The 17,399-nt window shown below is 67.3% G+C and carries 12 protein-coding genes; 4 read left to right on the top strand and 8 right to left on the bottom strand.

Features of this window, described 5'->3' with window-relative positions; all coding sequences use genetic code 11:
* Window positions 1-707: 707 nt before the first annotated feature.
* The 7 genes from pknB to GDJ97_RS00590 form a co-directional block, all read right to left on the bottom strand.
* Window positions 708-2,675 (bottom strand): Stk1 family PASTA domain-containing Ser/Thr kinase, encoded by a 1,968-nt coding sequence (pknB, locus tag GDJ97_RS00620; protein ID WP_152069305.1) that lies wholly within the window; start codon window positions 2,673-2,675, stop codon window positions 708-710.
* A gap of 81 nt (window positions 2,676-2,756) precedes the next feature.
* On the bottom strand, window positions 2,757-5,648 hold the full coding sequence (locus GDJ97_RS00615) for an FtsW/RodA/SpoVE family cell cycle protein (RefSeq protein ID WP_226808648.1): 2,892 nt from the start codon (window positions 5,646-5,648) through the stop codon (window positions 2,757-2,759).
* Entirely contained in the window at window positions 5,645-7,144 is a 1,500-nt protein-coding gene (locus GDJ97_RS00610; RefSeq protein ID WP_193221242.1) for a Stp1/IreP family PP2C-type Ser/Thr phosphatase, read from the bottom strand. Before GDJ97_RS00610 ends, GDJ97_RS00615 begins: the two co-directional genes overlap by 4 nt.
* Window positions 7,141-7,554, bottom strand: a complete 414-nt coding sequence (locus GDJ97_RS00605; RefSeq protein ID WP_152069304.1) for an FHA domain-containing protein — start codon at window positions 7,552-7,554, stop codon at window positions 7,141-7,143. The genes GDJ97_RS00610 and GDJ97_RS00605 overlap by 4 nt, the downstream gene beginning before the upstream one ends.
* A 6-nt stretch (window positions 7,555-7,560) precedes the next feature.
* On the bottom strand, window positions 7,561-8,607 hold the full coding sequence (locus GDJ97_RS00600; RefSeq protein ID WP_152069303.1) for a DUF3662 and FHA domain-containing protein: 1,047 nt from the start codon (window positions 8,605-8,607) through the stop codon (window positions 7,561-7,563).
* On the bottom strand, window positions 8,604-10,475 hold the full coding sequence (locus GDJ97_RS09445; RefSeq protein ID WP_226808646.1) for a serine/threonine-protein kinase: 1,872 nt from the start codon (window positions 10,473-10,475) through the stop codon (window positions 8,604-8,606). The genes GDJ97_RS00600 and GDJ97_RS09445 overlap by 4 nt, the downstream gene beginning before the upstream one ends.
* 278 nt (window positions 10,476-10,753) lie before the next feature.
* Entirely contained in the window at window positions 10,754-11,107 is a 354-nt protein-coding gene (locus GDJ97_RS00590; RefSeq protein WP_226808645.1) for a substrate-binding domain-containing protein, read from the bottom strand.
* Here GDJ97_RS00590 and GDJ97_RS00585 point away from each other — a divergent pair.
* The gene (locus GDJ97_RS00585; protein WP_226808643.1) at window positions 11,079-11,390 is read left to right on the top strand and encodes a hypothetical protein; all 312 of its coding nucleotides are present in this window, start codon (window positions 11,079-11,081) and stop codon (window positions 11,388-11,390) included. The two genes, GDJ97_RS00590 and GDJ97_RS00585, sit on opposite strands and share 29 nt — an antisense overlap.
* A 134-nt stretch (window positions 11,391-11,524) precedes the next feature.
* On the opposite strand, the gene GDJ97_RS00580 is transcribed toward GDJ97_RS00585, so the two are convergent.
* Window positions 11,525-12,169 carry a GntR family transcriptional regulator gene (locus tag GDJ97_RS00580; protein ID WP_152069301.1) on the bottom strand — a complete coding sequence of 215 codons (645 nt, stop codon included), beginning with the start codon at window positions 12,167-12,169 and terminating at the stop codon, window positions 11,525-11,527.
* Between the two features lie 228 nt (window positions 12,170-12,397).
* Between GDJ97_RS00580 and GDJ97_RS00575 the strand changes: the two genes are divergently transcribed.
* The 3 genes from GDJ97_RS00575 (at window position 12,398) to dnaX (ending at window position 17,206) form a co-directional block, all read left to right on the top strand.
* Window positions 12,398-13,174: a dimethylarginine dimethylaminohydrolase family protein gene (locus GDJ97_RS00575; protein ID WP_152069300.1), complete on the top strand. Its 777-nt coding sequence runs from the start codon at window positions 12,398-12,400 to the stop codon at window positions 13,172-13,174.
* A gap of 88 nt (window positions 13,175-13,262) precedes the next feature.
* Window positions 13,263-14,747, top strand: a complete 1,485-nt coding sequence (locus GDJ97_RS00570; protein ID WP_152069299.1) for a basic amino acid/polyamine antiporter — start codon at window positions 13,263-13,265, stop codon at window positions 14,745-14,747.
* 152 nt (window positions 14,748-14,899) lie between these two features.
* On the top strand, window positions 14,900-17,206 hold the full coding sequence (gene dnaX, locus GDJ97_RS00565) for a DNA polymerase III subunit gamma/tau (RefSeq protein WP_193221241.1): 2,307 nt from the start codon (window positions 14,900-14,902) through the stop codon (window positions 17,204-17,206).
* Window positions 17,207-17,399 lie beyond the last annotated feature (193 nt).

Below are 17,399 nucleotides of genomic sequence, written 5' to 3'. Positions count from 1 at the left end.
GGGGCTTCGTTCGCTCAAGCGTTTGCTGTTTGTGAACCATCGGGGAGAAGTCATTGACTTGAGCTAGTTCAGATGGGTAAGATACCCATTGAAGACGCCCGCACGGTATGCATTGTACCTTCCGCGGGCGTTTCTCTTTTCTCTTTCAGGGACCATCTGTCCTTGATTAGTCTTTAGATCTCGGAGCTGATCATCCTCTCTTCTACATATCTTATTGACGGGGCCGTGCGGAAGCTAAGGCCGTAAGCGCTTATCTGTGGAAGGGGAATCGAGTAAGGGGTTGTGTGCGTCAGCCGTTCTTCACGTTCTTGTCTGCAACCGGTCTCCATGTCCCAGATGCTGCCCAGCTATGATGAGATCAGTGAACGCGTGCCCCCCGGAACAGTCATCTGCTCTCCCGCCTCTCGCAGAAGTTCACCGCCGAGTACGGTGGAGGTTTCAGCGAGTAAAATCTCCAATACATGCGAAGGTTCTACCTTGTCTTTCCAGATCAGAACGTACTGCGTTCGATATAAGTTGGTCGAGTTATCGGCATCTCATCTCTTGCGGCACGCAGGAGGAGTGCGACTGGTATCTCGCCGCAACCGTCGGAATGGCTGGGGTGAGCGAGAGCTCAAGCGGTAAATCGAAGCACGAAAAGAGCCTCCCCATCTAGCTAAAACTTGCCAGATGGGGAGGCTCGCTGCATCCTCTTGGGCGCCTAACGGCTACTCAGACTCCGTGCCGCCGTTGCTGTTGCCGCCGGAGTTCGAGGATGACCCGGACGAAACCACGAGTTTGATCGTGGTGCCCTCCTCGACGGTGCCGCCGGGCGAGTAGCTGATCACGTTGCCGGCGGTCACGCTGGAGCTGCTCTGCTCCGTGGTGGAGGCTTTCAACCCCGCGTTCGCGAGTGCCTGCGCCGCCTGGTTAGCGGACATGCCGGTGAGTCCCAGGCTGTCCACGTTGACGGTTTTGGTCTCGGGACCCTTGGAGACAACGATGGTCACCTTGGAGCCCTTTGCGGCGCTACCGGTCACGCTCTGGGACATCACCTGACCCGCGGGATAGCTGTCACTGTAATCCTTGCCGCCATCGACCACGGTGAAGCCGGCGTTGGTGAGCTCGTTGGACGCCTCGGAGTAGCTCATGCCGAGCACGCCGGGCACGTTGACCTTCTCGGAACCCTTGCTCACCTTGTACTCGACCACGGAGCCCTTGGTGACTTCGGTGTCGGGGTCGGTCCCCTGCCAGATAACGGAGCCCGCCTCCACGCTGTCGCTGTTCTCCTCGGTTGCCTTGCCCGTCAGGCCGGCGTTGGCCAGCAGCGCCTCGGCCTCGGTGGACGTCTTGCCCACCAGGTCGGGCACCTTCACTGTCTCCTCGGGCTTCTTGCCCTGCGAGACCACGATGGTGATGGTGGAACCCTTGGACTTCTTCTCGCCCGCCTTGGGATTCTGCTCCATCACCTTGTCTTTGTCGTCATCGGAATCGGTGTAGCTCGGCTGCACCTTGACGGAGAAGCCGGCGGAATCCAGCTCCTTGGCCGCGGCGTCTTGCGTCATGCCGATGACGTTGGGAACCTCCACGCCATCGGCGTTGCCCATCAGGCTCGTGACGGCGAAGATGGCAATGGCGATCACGGCGATGACGCCGATTACGATACCGGCGATCTTGCCCTTGGAAAGGCCGCCGTCCTGCTCCTCGTACGAGGGCATGCCCTGGCCGGGGCGATTCACGCCTTGTCGCGCGCCGGTGGCTGGCTGGACCGTGGGGCGCGCCATGGCCTGCGTCTGGTCGCTCATCACGCGGGTGGCTTCCTCGCCGGGCAGCGCGGCGCCGGCGATCACGCGGGTGGGTTCCGGCACGTCAACGGCGCGGCCGGCGAGGTAGTTGTTCAGGAGCTGGCGCAGATCGTCGGCACTCTGCGGGCGGTTGGCCGGGTCCTTCTCCATGCAGGAGAGGATGATGCGCTCCAGATCGGGGTCAACGCGCGGGTTCACCTTGCTGGGCGGGACGGGAATCTCCTTCACCTGCTTGAGGGCGACGGTGATGGCGTCGTCGCCGTCAAACGGCACGCGGCCGGTGGCGCACTCGTACATGACCACGCCGAGCGAGTAAATGTCGGTGGTGGGGCCGAGCGCCTGGCCGCGCGTCTGCTCGGGGGAGACGTAGTGGGCCGTACCCAGCACGTTGTTGTCCTGGGTGAGGTGGCTGTTCTTGGCGCGTGCGATGCCGAAGTCCATCACCTTGATGTTGCCGTCGGGCAGCACCATGATGTTCTGCGGCTTGATGTCGCGGTGGATGATCTCGTGCTTGTGCGCCACGGAGAGGGCTCCGCAGATCTGGCTACCGATCTGCGCGACCTTCTTGGGGTCGAGGGCGCCGTGGCTGCGGATGCCGCTCTTGAGGTCGGTCCCGCGCAGGTACTCCATGACGATGTAGTAGGTGTCGCCATCCTTGCCCCAGTCGTACACGCCCACGATGTAGGGGCTCGAGAGGCCGGCGGCGGCCTGCGCCTCCTGCTTGAAGCGTGCCGCGAATGTGGCGTCGGCGGCGTACTGCGGCAGCATGATCTTCACCGCCACGGTACGGTCGAGGGTCATGTCCTGCGCGCGGTACACCGATGCCATGCCGCCGGTGCCCACCTTGTCCTTGAGGAGATAGCGGCCTCCCAGAACGCGCTGCTCTTCCATCTCTTGCTCCTTACCCATCTCGCGCCTCCGCGCGTGTGAACGCTTGCTGCGGCGATGTTGCCGTTTGAACTTCCGTCTTCGCTACATGCCCTGCACCGCCAAGGCAGATGCCAGCACCTTACCGGCAAGGGCCGCGGCCGAGGGGCCGGAGCCGCCCTCCTTGTAGTCCTCCACCATCACCGAGATGGCCAGGGTGGGGGAGTCGTAGGGGGCAAAGCCGATGAAGGCGGAGTTGATGTTGCTGCCCTGGACCTCGGCGGTACCGGTCTTGCCGGCAACCTGCACGCCCGAGACGGCGGCGGCGCCACCGGTGCCGGAGTTCACCACGTCGCGCATGGCCTCGGCCACCTTGGACGCGGCATCGGTGCTGATGGTCTGGCCGAGCGAGCGGGGTTGCGTGGTTCGAACCACCGTGCCCTCGGGGGAGAGCGTCTGGGAGACCACGTAGGGGTTCATGGCGATGCCACCGTTGGCGATGGTAGCGGCGATCACCGCGTTCTGCATCGGCGTGGTCTGGGGACCGGGGGTGTGCCCCTGGCCCACGGGCTGGCCGGCGCCTGCCCAGGCGAGCTCCCAGTCGGTCATCTCGGACGGGTCCGGCATAATCGAGGAGGCCGTCTCGAAGTCGAGGCCAAGGCTCTGCCCGTAGCCGAAGGCGCGGGCGTAGTGTACGAGGGATTCGGCGCCCACCGTGCCCGCCAGCTGGCCGAACACGACGTTCGAGGAGTAGGCGAAAGCGCGCCTGAGCGTGAGCGTGCCAAGACTCGTGTTGCCGTGGTTGATGACGTCGGCGCCGCCGATGTTTCGGGGCGAGTTGGCGTCGAAGGTGCTGTCGAGCGTGGACACGCCGGAGTCGAGCGCGGCGGAGAGGGTGACGACCTTAAAGGTCGAGCCGGGCGTGTAGAGGCCCTGCGTGGCGCGGTCGAAGAGCGCGCCGCTGCTGCCGTCCTGCGAGGATGCCATGGTGGCGGCAACGTCGTTGTTGTCGTAGCTGGGGGAGCTCGCCCATGCCAGCACGGCACCCGTCTTGGGGTCGAGGACCACGATGGCGCCGGTAAGCCCCTGCAGCGCCTGCTCGGCGGCCGTCTGGATGCGCGAATCGATGGTGAGCACCACGGAGTTGCCGGGCTGTGCCACGCCCGCGAGCGAGCTCAGGGCGTTCTGCCAGCTGGAGTAGTCGACGGATCCGGTGAGGGTCTCGTTCTGGCTCGCCTCGATGCCCGAGGCCCCGTACTGCTGCGAGTAATAGCCCACCGCGTGTGCGGCGAGGTTGCCGTTGGGGTGCGAGCGCACGAAGGTGCCGTCCTCCTGCTGCAAGGACTCCGCGAGCGTCACGCCGTCCGAGGTGATGATGGAGCCGCGCTTGATATGCGAGGCCTTGATGATGGTGTGGTTGTTGCCGGCCATGTCCTGGTAATCCTTGGCCTTGATGACCTGGATGTAGGTGAGGTTGCCGATGAGCACGGCAAAGAGCAGGGCAAAGAGGCCCATCTCGCGCGTCAGGCGCTTGGCGAGGGCCACGCGGCCGAGCACGCCGGATTCGGGCGTGTCGAGCGTGCGACGGCGCAGACGGGAACCGGGGCGGGCGTGGCTCCCGCCCGTGGAGGCGGGGCTTGCGCCGTAGATACGGGTGCCAGCGCTGCTCACGCCCGTGGCACTGGCGGCCACCGGGGTGGTCATGATGCCCGTGCCGGCCAGGTCGCGCTCGCGGCCCGTGGCCTCGTCGCCGGCGCGCATGAGCAGGCCGACAATGATGAAGCTCGCGAGCAGCGAGGAGCCGCCCTGGCTCATGAAGGGCAGAGTGACGCCCGTCAGCGGGATGAGGCGCGTCACGCCGCCGACGATCAGGAACGCCTGGAAGGAGATGGCGGCGGTGAGGCCGGCAGCGCTGAAGGCCGAGAGGTCGGACTTGGCGCGGGCGGCGGTGGTGATGCCGCGCACCGCAAAGAGCATGAAGCCGAGCAGGACGGCGGCACCGCCCAGCAGGCCCATCTCCTCGCCGATAGCCGAGAAGATGAAGTCGGACTCAACCACGGGCACGTAGGTCGCGGCAAGGCCCTTGCCGATGCCCGCGCCCGCGAGCCCGCCGTCGGCGAGCGAGTAGATGGACTGCACGAGCTGGAAGCCCGTGTCCTGCGCGTCGGCAAAGGGGTTCATCCAGGTGTTGAAGCGCACCTGCACGTGCCCCATGGTGTGGTAGAGGAGCACGCCGCCCACGGCAAGCAGGCCCAGGCCCAAGATGACGTAGAACGGCCGACCCGTCGCCACGTAGAGCATGATGAGGAACACCGTGTAGAAGAGGAGCGCGCTACCGAAGTCCTTCTCGAGCGCGACCACGCCCAGGCAGGCGAGCCAGATGATGAGGAGCGGCAGGAGCAGGCGCGGCCGCGGCAGCTTGATGCCCAGGATGCTGCGGTTTGAGAGCGAGAGCAGCTCGCGGTTCTCGGAGAGGTAGCCCGCCAGGAACAGCACCAGGCAGATCTTGGCGAACTCGCCGGGCTGGAGGCCGAAGGAGCCGATCTTGATCCAGATGCGCGAACCGTAGATCTCGGTGCCGAGGCCCGGGACCATGGGGAGCAGCAGCAAGATGATGGCGGCGGCGCCGAAGGTGTACTTGTAGTGTTTGACCACGTCCAGGTTTCTCACCACGATGAGCGTCCCCACCAGGAGCGCGATGGAGATGAAGAGGATGATGAGCTGGCTCATGGCGAGGTCGGCGTCCACGCGCGTGACGAACGTGATGCCCAGACCCGAGAGCAGGTACGTGATCGGCAGGATGGCCGGATCCGCGCCGGGGGCGAAGATCCGCACGGCGATGTGCGCGGCGGTGAAGGCCGCGAAGAGCCCCAGCGGAACCGCGAGGGTCTGGAACGTGATGTCGTGTCCTATGGTGCTCATGTACATGGCGTAGAGCAGCACCACGGGGAACGTTGCGGCAATGAGCAGGAAGAGCTCGGCGTTGCGGCGGCTCACTGGGCGGTACCCCCTTCGGTGGTCGCGGTGTCGGTCGTGGGAACTTGGGCGGCGGCGTCGGCTGCCGGCTGGGATGCGGTGTCGGAAGTCGCCGCATCACCCGCGGCGGCATCCGTCTGACCGCTCTTGGCCTCGGCTGCGGTCTGCGCCGCCTTGGACTGCTTCTCGTAGATCTGCTTGCGGTACTTGGAGACCGTTTCCTGTGCGGCGTCCAGGCTATTCTGCGGAATGCCCTCGGCCAGGCGGTGCTGGGTGTCATCGGGGAGGTCGGCGACCTTCACGGTGGTCTCGTCTTCCAAGCGGGAGAGCTCGATGCCGAAGTGCGTGCCCGGAACGCCGCGGTACACGGCCACGACGTCGTCCTTGATGCCCAGGTACACGGAGTTGGTGATGGAGAAGAGCGTGATGACGGCGGCGATGATCACAACGGCCAGGAACGCGGCGATGCCGATGATCGTGCGGCGGCGAAGCATGTTCTGAACGTGGCGGCGGTTGCCGTCGTCCGCCAGATCAACCACGATCACGGTCACGTTGTCCGAGCCGCCGGCGGCGAGCGCGGCGTCCACCAGGTTGTCGGTGCAGACTTGGGCGGTGGGAGACTGCGTGGCGATGCGCTCGATGTCCCCGTCGGAGATCATGGAGGAAAGGCCATCTGAGCAGAGGATCAGACGGTCTCCCGTTTCGATGCCGATCTGGAAGTGGTCCGCGTACATGTCGGGATCGGAGCCGAGCGCACGGGTGATGACCGAGCGGTTGGGATGCACGCGCGCCTCGTCGGCCGTGATCTCGCCGGCGTCCACGAGCTCCTCCACGTAGGAGTGGTCGCGGGTGATGCGGATGAGGGAGCCGTCGTGCAGCAGGTACGCGCGCGAGTCGCCCACGTGCGCCACGGCGAGGGTGGAACCCTCGATGTAGGCGGTGGTGGCGGTGCAGCCCATGCCGGGCTTGCCGAGGCCGTTCACGGCGGCCTCGATGACGGCGGCGTTCGCGGCCTCGACGGCGGCGGCGAGTGCCGCCGGGTCGGCGGCGTGCGGGGCGCAGCGCGCGATGGTCTCCACGGCGATGGAGCTCGCCACCTCGCCCGCGGCGTGGCCGCCCATGCCGTCGCAGACGGCGAAGAGCGGGCTCTGGACCAGGTAGGAATCCTCGTTATGCGGGCGAACGCAGCCAACGTCGGAGCGAGCGCCCCACATGAGTTGCGTGGTGGTGCCGGCGTCGTAGGTGGAGTCGGTGTCGATGAGCTGCTCGTCGGCGAGCGGCTCGAAGCTTTGGGTGGAGCCCGGGTCGTTGAGGCCTGCCTCCACGGCGGAGACATCGATCTCGGCGGTGTCGGAGGGTGGCGTCGGTTCAGCGGCGTGCGCGGGGGCCTCGGCCGCAACCGGTGCCTGCGCGGGGGAGGCCCCCGGCTCCGGGGTCTGCTCTTCCTGCGGCATCGCGTGGGCACCCGCGAGCGGGGCGTCCTCCAGATGCCGGGCGGTGTCGAGCGGGTCGGTCATCGACGGTTCACCTTCATGACCACGTCGCCGATCTGGACCTCGTCGCCCTCGCGCAGTGTGGCGGGCTCGGTCAGGGGGCGCCCGTTCACGAGCGTGCCGTTGAGCGAGTTGAGGTCCTCGATGACGAGGGCCGGGCCCTGCAGCGAGAAGCGCGCATGGGAGGCCGAGACGAAGGGCTCGTTGATGCAGATGTCAGAGGAGGGCGAGCGACCGACGATCACCGGGCCGAGCATGTCCACGTGGATGCCGCGGATGCCGCGCGGGCCCTTGTCCACGTCGATCGTCCAGATGCCCGAGTCCTTGCGCTGTCCGCGCACCAGGCCCACGCCGGTCTTCATGACGGCGAAGAGGAAGATGTAGAGGAGGACGACGAGGACGATGCGGCCCACGAAGAGGATGATGTCGATCACGTGGGATCAGCCCCTAAACTCAAAGGTGGAAAGGCCGAAGGTGAGCACGTCGCCGCTGCGCAGCGGGCAGCGGGTGATGCGACGGCTGTTCACGAGCGTTCCGTTGGTGGAGCCCAGGTCCTCGATGGTCCAGGCGCTTCCGGTAAAGGTCAGCTGCGCGTGGCGGCGCGACACGTTGGGGTCGCGGAGCACCACGTCGGCGGCAGCGCGCTCGCGGCCGACGGTGCAGGGGGTCTGCGCGATGTTGAAGGTCTCTCCAGTCACCACGTCCACGAGCTGGGCCTGCGGGATGGCGGGCGGCTGGGGCGTGCGGACGCCGGCAAGGTTGGCGGAGACGCTCTCGGCGCCGATGCCCGCCATGGCGCCTGTGGCGGCAGCCCCGCCCAGGACGCCGAGCTGGTCGCGGCTAACGGTCTGCGGCACGGGGATGGGCGCGGGCACGGGTGCCGGCGCGAGAGCCGCGGGAGCGGCGGTCGGCACGGGGGCGGCGCCGGGGCCGAAGGGATCGACGGCGAACGGGTCGCCGGGAGCGTCGGTCTGCGCGGACATCGCGGGGACGTTCGGGGCCTGCGCCAGGGCAGGCGTTGCAACAGGGGCGGGCGCCGGTGCGGCGGGGCGCTGGGGCATGGGCGCCGGCTGGCTGGCCGAGAGCCCCTTCTGGTAGGCGCGCTCCTCCTCGTAGAGACGGCCGAGGGTGGGCGCGTCCACGTTCTCGGCGAACACGGAGAAGCGACCGCCCTTGAGCGAGGGATCGATCATGAAGCGGACCAGCGGCTCGCCCACAAAGGTGTAGCTCTTCTTCTCGGCCTGGGCCTTCACCAGCTCGCAGACCTCGCGCGAGAGCTGCGGGTAGTACGGGGCGAGCAGGGGGTCGTCATCGTTCGCAACGAGCACCGTGTAGAGCGCGGGGGCCGTGTTGACCCCGTTCACCACGAGCGTCTGGTCCTCCATCTCGTGCGCCGCCTGCTTGGCGAGCTTCTTGAAGGAGAAAGGCGCTCGCGCGGCACCGAAGATGTCGGAAACGCGGCTCTCGAAGATACTCAGGAAGTTCACGAACAATCACCCTCCGAAGGTTCTTTTCTATAGCCGAAGAGGTACAGGCAAATCCCAACGATTATAGAGGAAACGGTTCCCCGGGCTATGGCCGGGGCGAGGAGCTGGGGCGGTAAGCTGGGAATTTCCATAGGGTGCGCAAGGCAGGTGAGCGCGACCACCAAGGGGAGCGGCAGCGCGGCCGCGAGGGCGAACCCGGCCGCGGGAGCGGTGGCCGCGTCTGCCTGCGCGGCTTCGTCGTAGCGCCTCCAGGCGCGCTGGAGCACAAACGAGACGAGGGCGGCGGTGGCGGCGAGTCCCACGGCTTGAACGAGGAAAGCGGGCGCGGTCCAGGCGCCGAGCGCGAGCGAGAGGGGCACGCCCGCTCCGGCGCCCTGCGCGAGCACGGCCGCAGCGGTGACGGAGGCCGTGAGAAACGTGGCCGCGGCAGCTGCGGGCGGGGCGTCGAAGGCGAGGTAGGCCGCGGCGAGGGGCGCGAGCGCCACGGCATCTCCGCTCACCAGCGCGAGCGCGAGCGTGGCCGTGTAGCCGGCGGCGGCTCCGGGCGTGCGGCCCCAGGCGATCCACCAGCCCAGGCCGATGGCCGCCAGGAGCACGGCGGTGGGGAGCGTTGCCGGAATCGATGCGGGGTCAAGGACGGACGCGGTGGCCAAGAGCGCGGCGAACGCCGCCGCGAGCTGCGGTGCCACGCCGCCGGCAACGCCCGTCACCAGCGAAGCGAGGATCCAGCCCGGCGCGCTCTGCGCGGGGTCCGCCGAGGTGGAGGCGGCGTGCAGCGCGTTGGCGATCGGGTCGTAGGCGTGGACCGAGAAGGCGGTGGCGGCGCCGGCGACGACGCCGCGCAGCACGCGCCGCGCTTGGGGAAACCGGCTGCCGAGCAGGCCTTCGGCGGGGTCGCGCTCCCAGGGGTCCTCGGTTTCGGCGGGCGCCTCGATGGTAGCGTCGGGGTCTTCGTCCGAGGTTAGGCGTTCGATGATGCGCGCCAGGCTCGAGCGGCCGGCGCGCGGGTCTCCCAGCTCCGCGCAGAAGCGGTCTCCCAGCTCCTGCACCTCCGCCATGCGGACGGCGGGGGTCGGGGAGAGTGCCTGCAGGAGTGCTGCCTCGGCGTCTGCGGGGAGCTCGGGCAGCAGTTCGGAGGGTGCCTCGGCCCCGGACTCTATGAGCGCAAGCGAGTCCGCCGGCGTTGCGGCGACAAAGGGGGCGTTGCCGCAGAGGCACTCGTAGAGCACCGCCGCGAGCGAGAACACGTCGGCGCGCTCGTCCACCGCGAGCCCCTCCAGCTGCTCGGGCGGCATGTAGCCGATCGTCCCGCCCCGTGCCCCGCCAAACCCCGCGGCGCTGGCGAGCGTCGCCATGCCAAAGTCAGCGAGCTTTACATGCCCGGCACGGTCGATGAGCACGTTCGCGGGCTTGATGTCCAGATGCAGCACCCCGTTGGCGTGCGCGTGGGCGAGGGCTTGGACGAGTGCGTCTGCCACGCAGGCGGCTTCGTCGTAGGTGAGCGAGTTGCCGTCTACCCGGGCCAGGAACTCGGCGAGGTTCATGCCGTCGACGTACTCCATTACCAGGTAGGCGTAGGCGGCGTCAAAGGTGAAGTCCAGGACCGACACGATGTTGGGATGGGCGAGCATGCCGGCCGTGCGCGCCTCGGCGAGGGCCGCCGCCATGGTCTGGGCGGGAATGCCGGCCCCGTTGGCGGTGAGCGGGATGCGCTTGATGGCCACGCGCCGCTGGAGGCGACGGTCCAGGCAGATCTCGACGGAGCCAAAACCGCCGGTGGCCCGCGTCTCGAGGGGGCGGTACCGGCGGAGCAGGGTTGACTGCGCGGTGCCGGCAGGATCAGGTGCCGGCAGGGCAGTGGCCGGCACAGGCTGGGCGGCCTGCGGCGCAGGGGCGCCCATGCGGCCGGGTTGGGCAGGTCGCTGGGCAGGTCGGGGAATATTCCCGGTGGAATGGTGTCGACTGAAAAGCGGCATGGTGCCGTGCGCCTTTCGGGTTCGTTTGAGGTGTATGTGAAGGCTCGGCTCGCATTCTAGCACGGAGACGCCGGACGCAGCCGCCACCGCGCCGAGGGTATCTCGTGCGACCCCTCTCCGCATAATCGCCGCAGCGCGCCGCAGCGCGAACTCCCTTGGCTCCTGGCCGGCTATCGCCGCACGGTTGACTCGCGCACGACCAGCTCGGTGTCGAACACCATGGAGCTCGTGGCCCCCTCGGTGCCGTCCATGATCTCCATCAGCATCTTGCAGGCGGAGAATCCCATCTGGTAGCGTGGCTGGTTCACCGTCGTCAGCGTCGGCGTGGTCATGCGCGCGATCTCGGCGTAGAACGGGTTGTCGAGCCAGGGAATGTTGACGACGATGAGCGGGGAGCGGTTGAGCCGAGCGGCGGTGCGCACGTTGCCCCGGTACCCCAGCGAGCGCATGGACTCGCTGATGCGCTCGAGCGTCTCCTTGCCCACGAGCTCGGCGATGAACGCCTCGTGCGACCCGGCTACCACGGGCAACAGCTACGAGATGTACGCCATCGCGGCCACGGTGCTCGGCGGCATCAGCATGAGCGGCGGTCGCGGTCGCATCCTGGGCGTGCTCTTCGGCGCCATGTCCTACACCGTGATCGACAAGATCATCATCGCGCTCAAGATGGACTCCCTCATCAATGACACGATCAAGGGCGTCATCCTGATCGTCGTCATCCTGATCCAGATGGCTGGGCCCCGCATCAAGGAATGGTACGAACACCGTTCCGTGCGCGGTAAGGCCGGGGCTGGCAAGCAGGCGTAGACCAGCGCGTTTTCCATGGGTCGCATGGGGACCCACTTCCTTCCCAGGGGGCGTCGCTCGCACGGGCGGCGCCCCCTGCGCGTTGTGGGCGCCGTTCAGGGTGCTGTGACGGCCCTCCGCGTGCCGGAGCGGTCCTACCAGGCGTTGTACTGCGCGTTCTCCGTGGCCCAGTGGACGTCGCGGATGTAGGTGCGGAGCCCGCGCGCGTCGCCGGCCTCAAACAGTCCCACGATGCGCTTGTGCTCGTCGTTCGCCCGCTGCAGCAGGGCGCGCGCCGTCTCGCGGTCCACGCTGCCGTAGTCCTGCTTGATGAAGCAGCGCGAGAGCTGGGCGATCATCGTCTTCAGACGCTCGTTGCCGCAGCGCTCCACGTAGGTGTTGTGGAAGTCGCGCTGGATCTCGTCGTAGCGCCGCACGAGTCCGCTCTCGATGGCGAGGTCCATGGACCCCACCAGGAAGCGGAGCTGGGCGAGCGCCTCGTCGTCCATCTGCGGGCAGGCGAGAAAGGCTGCCTCGCCGTCGAGCGGCCCCATGATCTCGAAGACCTCCTCGGCGTTGCGCCGGCTGAACCCGCGCACGCGAAATCCCTTGCGGGGCTCGTTGTCCAAGTATCCGTCGCTCGCCAGCTGGATGAGCGCCTCGCGGACCGGCGTGCGCGAGACGCCGAGCGCGGTGCAGATGCCCTGCTCGGCCACGCGGTCTCCGGCGGTGAGCTCGCCCGTATCGATGCGATGCGAAATATACCGGTATACGTTGTCTTTGAGCGACGTCGGCTGCATAGGCCCTATCCGTTCCGTGCGTTTGTTGCATGCAGTATATGCGATATGAACTTTGTGTGCATATGCAGCTGTAAAGAGCATCTGTTCATCAAACCGTTCGAGGAACGAAACCTCCCGATAAAGATTGTATACATCATACAAAACGGAGAAAACCTGCTATCATCAGCGGTGGGGAAAGCGGGCTTCCCGCGCTGGGAGGCCCCGATCGTCGAACCAAGGAGGGTTCCCATGACCAAGTTCAGCCACGTCATCATTCGCCGTCCCGGTAAGTCCCTCAGCAACGGCATCACCAGCGCCCCCGAGCTGGGACAGCCCATCTACGAGCGCGCCATCGAGGAGCACTACGATTACGAGCACGCGCTCGAGCAGTGCGGCGTGGACGTGACCGTCCTGCCCGCGCTGGAGCAGTACCCCGACAGCTGCTTCGTGGAGGACCCCGCGGTCATTACGCGCTGCGGTGCCATCATTACCAACCCCGGTGCGCCCAGCCGTAACGGCGAGAAGAACGAGATCGAGCCGGCCGTGCGCCGCTTCTTCGACGACGAGCACATCAAGCATATCGAGGCCCCCGGCACGCTGGACGGCGGCGACGTCATGATGGTCGGCGACCACTTCTACATCGGCCGCTCCGCCCGCACCAACGAGGAGGGCATCCGCCAGTTCTGCGAGATCCTGGCCGGTTGGGGCCTCGAGGGCTCCGAGGTGCCGCTGGAGGAGGTCCTGCACCTCAAGACCGGCGTGAACTACATCGAGGACGGCAACATGCTCGTTTCCGGCGAGTTCATCGACAAGCCGGACTTCGCCCAGTACAACAAGGTCGTCGTACCCGAGAATGAGGCCTACGGCGCCAACTGCATCTGGGTGAACGGCACCGTCATCGTGGCCGAGGGCTACCCGACCGTGCTCAAGGCGGTCCAGGACCTGGGCTACAAGACGCTCGTGGTCGACACCTCCGAGTACCGCAAGGTCGACGGCGGCCTGTCCTGCCTCTCCCTGCGCTTCTAGCGTCCGCGCCATGCTCTGCAGTGGCGTCGCCGTCACCTGCGACGTCGGCGCCGCTTTCCTGTATCTCGTTTTGGGAAGGGAGCGTTTTATGTCGGAAGAAGCCAAGACGGTCATCACGTCGGACGAGAAGGGCGACATCATCGATCCGAACGGGTTGAACCTCTTCCGCCTGACCATGATGGTCATCACCGCAAGCATCTGCGGCGGAATCTTCTCGCTCGCGGGAGACATGGCGGCGGGCGGTGCCAACACGGCCGCAGTGCTGGTCTCGTGGGTGATCTGCTTCGTGGGCGTCTTCGCGCTCATGATGGCGTTCAAGGGGCTCTCGCAGGCGCGTCCGGACCTGACCGGCGGCATCTACGCCTACGCGGCGGCGGGCTTTGGCGACTACGTGGGCTTCAACTCCGCGTGGGGGTACTGGATCAGCGCGTGCCTCTCCAACGTGGGCTTCGCGGTGCTGCTCTTCGGTGCGCTGGGTTACTTCTTCCCGGTGTTCGGAGACGGCAACAACATGGTCTCGTGCGTTTGCGCGTCCATCTTCCTCTGGGTGCTCACATACCTGGTGAGCCGCGGCGTCAAGGAGGCAGCGGGCATCAACACCATCGTCACCATCGCCAAGCTGGTGCCGTTGGGCCTCTTCGTGGTGTCCATCCTGCTGCTGGGTAAGTTCGACCCGGCCATCTTCATGGATAATTTCTGGGGTGAGCCGGGTGGTCCGGACTTTGCCTCGCAGATCGTCTCCACCATGGTGGCGCTCGTGTGGGTGTTCACCGGCATCGAGGGCGCGATCGTCATCTCCGGTCGCGCCAAGTACGTGAATGACGTGGGCCGCGCCACCACGATCGGCTTCGTTGCCGTGTTCGTGCTCTACCTGCTCATCTCGCTGCTCTCGCTTGGCATCATGCCGCGCGCTCAGATGGCCGAGCTCGCTACGCCCTCCATGGCCGGCATCCTGGAGCACGCGATCGGGCCCGTGGGCGCTGCGGTGGTGAACCTCGGCGTGGTGCTCTCGCTCGTGGGCGCCATGCTCGGCTATGTGATCATCGCGTCCGAGACGCCGTACGAGGCCGCGCGCCAGGGCACGTTCCCGCTGGCCTTCGCCAAGACGAACGAGCACGGCGCGCCCATCGTCACCATTCTGGTGAGCTCGGGCATCATGCAGCTCTTCCTCATCCTCTCGGTGGTGGCGAACAGCACGTACCAGTTCTTCTACGCGTGCGCGGTCTCGACCATCCTCATCCCGTACGTCTGCTCCGCCGCGTACTACATGGTGCTGGGCTGGAAGGGCGACACGGGGAGCGGCCGCTACGCGCCGAGCGTGGGCACGGCGCGGTTCTTCGGCACGCTGAGCTTCATCTACACCATCTTCCTGGTGTGGTCGTGCGGGTTGCAGGGTGTCATGGTGACGACGATCCTCTTTGCGCCGGCCATCGTGGTATACGTGGCGGGGGAGCGCGGCCGCGGCAAGGCCGTGCTGCCGAACATGCACGACAAGATCATCGCCGTCATCGTGGTGGTCGTGGCGATCATCTCGCTCTACCTGCACTTCTCGGGTATCAGCCCCATCGTGTAGGGCCGCTGGCGCCTCGTTCGCCGCATCGGGCGCTGTCTTGCGGGCGACGGGCGCGCTGGTCTCCGGGTTTCGGGGCCGGTGCGTCCGTCGCCCTTCGTTTCACTCCGCGCGGCGGGGTATGATGGATGCCAAACCAACGCCCGGAGGATCCCATGGAGTCACTGTACCGAAAGTACCGCCCGCTCACGTTCCAGAGCGTGGTGGGCCAGCAGCATATCGTCTCCACGCTGGAGAATGCCGTTACCGAGGGACGTCTTTCGCACGCCTACCTGTTCTGCGGGCCGCGCGGTACGGGTAAGACCACTATGGCGCGCATTCTCGCCAAGGCTCTGCTCTGCGACGAGGCCAAGGACGCGGCACCCGGCCACGGCTGCCTGCCGGATGGCGACTGCCCGGAGTGCCAGGCCATCGCCGAGGGCACGCACCCGGATGTCTACGAGCTGGACGCCGCGAGCCGTACAGGCGTGGACAACGTGCGCGAGGAGATCGTCAACTCCGTGGGCTTTGCGCCGGTGCGTGGCCGCTACAAGGTCTATATCATCGATGAGGTCCACATGCTCACCACGGCGGCGTTCAACGCGCTGCTGAAGACGCTGGAGGAGCCGCCGGCGCACGTGGTCTTCGTTCTCTGCACCACCGATCCGCAGAAGGTGCTCGAGACCATCCTCTCGCGCTGCCAGCGTTTCGACTTCCATCGCATCGCCAACGAGGACCTCGTGTCGCGCATGCGCTATATCTGCGAGCAGGAGGACTTCTCGTTCGACGAGGAGGCGCTCGAGATCGTGGCGCGTCATGCTCGCGGCGGCATGCGCGATGCCCTCTCGGCGCTGGAGCAGCTCTCCACGTTCGGGGACGGTTCCGTGCGCACCGCCGACGCGGTCTCGCTGTTGGGCGAGACGTCCAGCACGGTGCTCGCTCGCTTTGCCGAGGGCATTGCCGTCCGTGACGTGGTCGGCCTGTTCAAGCTGGTAAAAGACCAGGTCGAGGAGGGCGCCGACCTGCTGGAGCTCACGCGCGACCTGGTGGCGCACCTGCGTGACGTCTATGCCGTGCGCGTGGCGGGGGCGGCTTCCGCGCTGGTGGACGGTACCCCCGACGAGGTGGCGGCGCTCGGTGAGGAGGCGGCGCGCTTCGAGACGCCCGACCGCCTGGCGCGGTGTCTGACCGTGCTGGACGACGCGGCGCTGCAGATGCGCGATGCGAGCGACGCGCGCCTCGTGCTCGAGATCTCGCTCACGCGGCTTGCGCGGCCCGAGAGCGATCTGACGCTTGAAGCGCTCGCCGAGCGCCTGGACCAGCTGGAGCGGCGGCTCGCGGCGGGCGTGACGGCGCCGGTTCCCGCGCGTTCCGATGGCGCGGATGCACCGACTCCCGCGGCGGGCCATGTACCGGTGCCGGTTGCCGCTCGCGCCCAGGCCGCGGCGCCTGCCGTGACGTCTGCTGCGGTCGCCTCGGCTCCGGTGTCGGCGCCGAAGCCTGCGTCTGCACCTCATCCTGCTCCGGCGTCAACTGCAGCTCCCGCTGCGCGTCCGGTGTCCGCCCCTCGCCCCGCTGCGCGTCCGGCGCCCGCCCCGGCCCCTGCCCCTCGCCCCACCGCGAGCCCGGCGCAGGTTGCGGCTGCGGCCGCTCCCGCAACGCCCGCGGTCGCCGATGCCGGCGAGCTGCAGCGTAAATGGTCCGAGGTGGTCCGACAGGTCACGGCGGCGCAGCCATCGCGCGGTGCCCTGCTGCAGAGTTCCCGTGCCCAGTCCGATGACGGCTCCACGGTGACGGTCGGCCTGCCCACGGGCTCCGGCTTCGCCCTCAAGATGCTCGCGCGCCCGGATTCGCACGCGATCATCCTGCCTATCGTCTGCGCCGTCTTCGGCAGCCGTCAGGTCGAGTTCGTGATGGGTGATGTAGCTCGGTCCCAGGACGTTGGCGGTGCGCCCACCAAGGCAGCGGCCCCGACCGCAGCCTTGGCGCCACAGCAGGTGAGGCAGGCTGCCCCGGCCCCCGACCCGGCTTCGGCCCCCGCGCCGCGTCCCGCCCAGCCCGCGTCACCCGCCCCGGCGGCGCGACCGGCAGAGCCGGCCCCGGAGCCCCGCCCCGCTGCCGCCGCATCGGCGGACCAGGTGAGCGGCCCCACCGTGGTTCCAGAGCGCGATGTCGATGCCGATCGCCGCGCTTGGGAGAACGAGCAAGTTCCCTACGACGATGCCGCCATAGCCGTCTATCAGGTAGATGAGGAGCCTCCCTTCGACGTCCCGGCGGACACGGTGACTCCGACCCTCGACCCGTCGCAATCCGTCCCGGGTCCGGCCGCCGTAAGCACGGTGCCTGCTGCGTCGAGTACCGATCTGGCGGCAACACCTGCTCCCGCGCCCGCCGCGCAGCCGGTCGATCCCGACGCCGCCCAGGACCCCAAGGCGATCCTTGGGGAGATCTTCGGCGCGGGCGTCGTCTTCAAGGATTCCTAGTCCGACGAGGTGGCCGCCCGCTTGAACGTAGATTCGGGGGAGATTCGTCGTAATCTGCGCGCAGATGAGTGCCCTCTCGCGTGAACTTCGGTCTGACCACGGCCAATTTGGTCGTGGCTGTCCTTCGCACGGTAGAATCTCGCATGCACGAAGCCGGTACGGTGGCATCGAGCGGGGCAAAGCCTCCGGCGCG

Origin of the sequence: Collinsella sp. AK_207A, from assembly GCF_902501965.1 — a bacterium.
Taxonomy (GTDB): domain Bacteria; phylum Actinomycetota; class Coriobacteriia; order Coriobacteriales; family Coriobacteriaceae; genus Collinsella.
The sequence above is the reverse complement of the archived record's forward strand: the minus strand, read 5'-3'. Positions and strand labels throughout refer to the sequence as shown.

Bases quoted from the DNA above. Each gene is read 5' to 3' on its own strand.
- GDJ97_RS00575 (WP_152069300.1), top strand. From the start codon at position 12,398: ATGACCAAGTTCAGCCACGTCATCATTCGCCGTCCCGGTAAGTCCCTC.
- pknB (WP_152069305.1), bottom strand. From the start codon at position 2,675: ATGGAAGAGCAGCGCGTTCTGGGAGGCCGCTATCTCCTCAAGGACAAG.
- GDJ97_RS00585 (WP_226808643.1), top strand. From the start codon at position 11,079: ATGAACGCCTCGTGCGACCCGGCTACCACGGGCAACAGCTACGAGATG.
- dnaX (WP_193221241.1), top strand. From the start codon at position 14,900: ATGGAGTCACTGTACCGAAAGTACCGCCCGCTCACGTTCCAGAGCGTG.
- GDJ97_RS00580 (WP_152069301.1), bottom strand. From the start codon at position 12,169: ATGCAGCCGACGTCGCTCAAAGACAACGTATACCGGTATATTTCGCAT.
- GDJ97_RS00570 (WP_152069299.1), top strand. From the start codon at position 13,263: ATGTCGGAAGAAGCCAAGACGGTCATCACGTCGGACGAGAAGGGCGAC.
- GDJ97_RS00610 (WP_193221242.1), bottom strand. From the start codon at position 7,144: ATGACCGACCCGCTCGACACCGCCCGGCATCTGGAGGACGCCCCGCTC.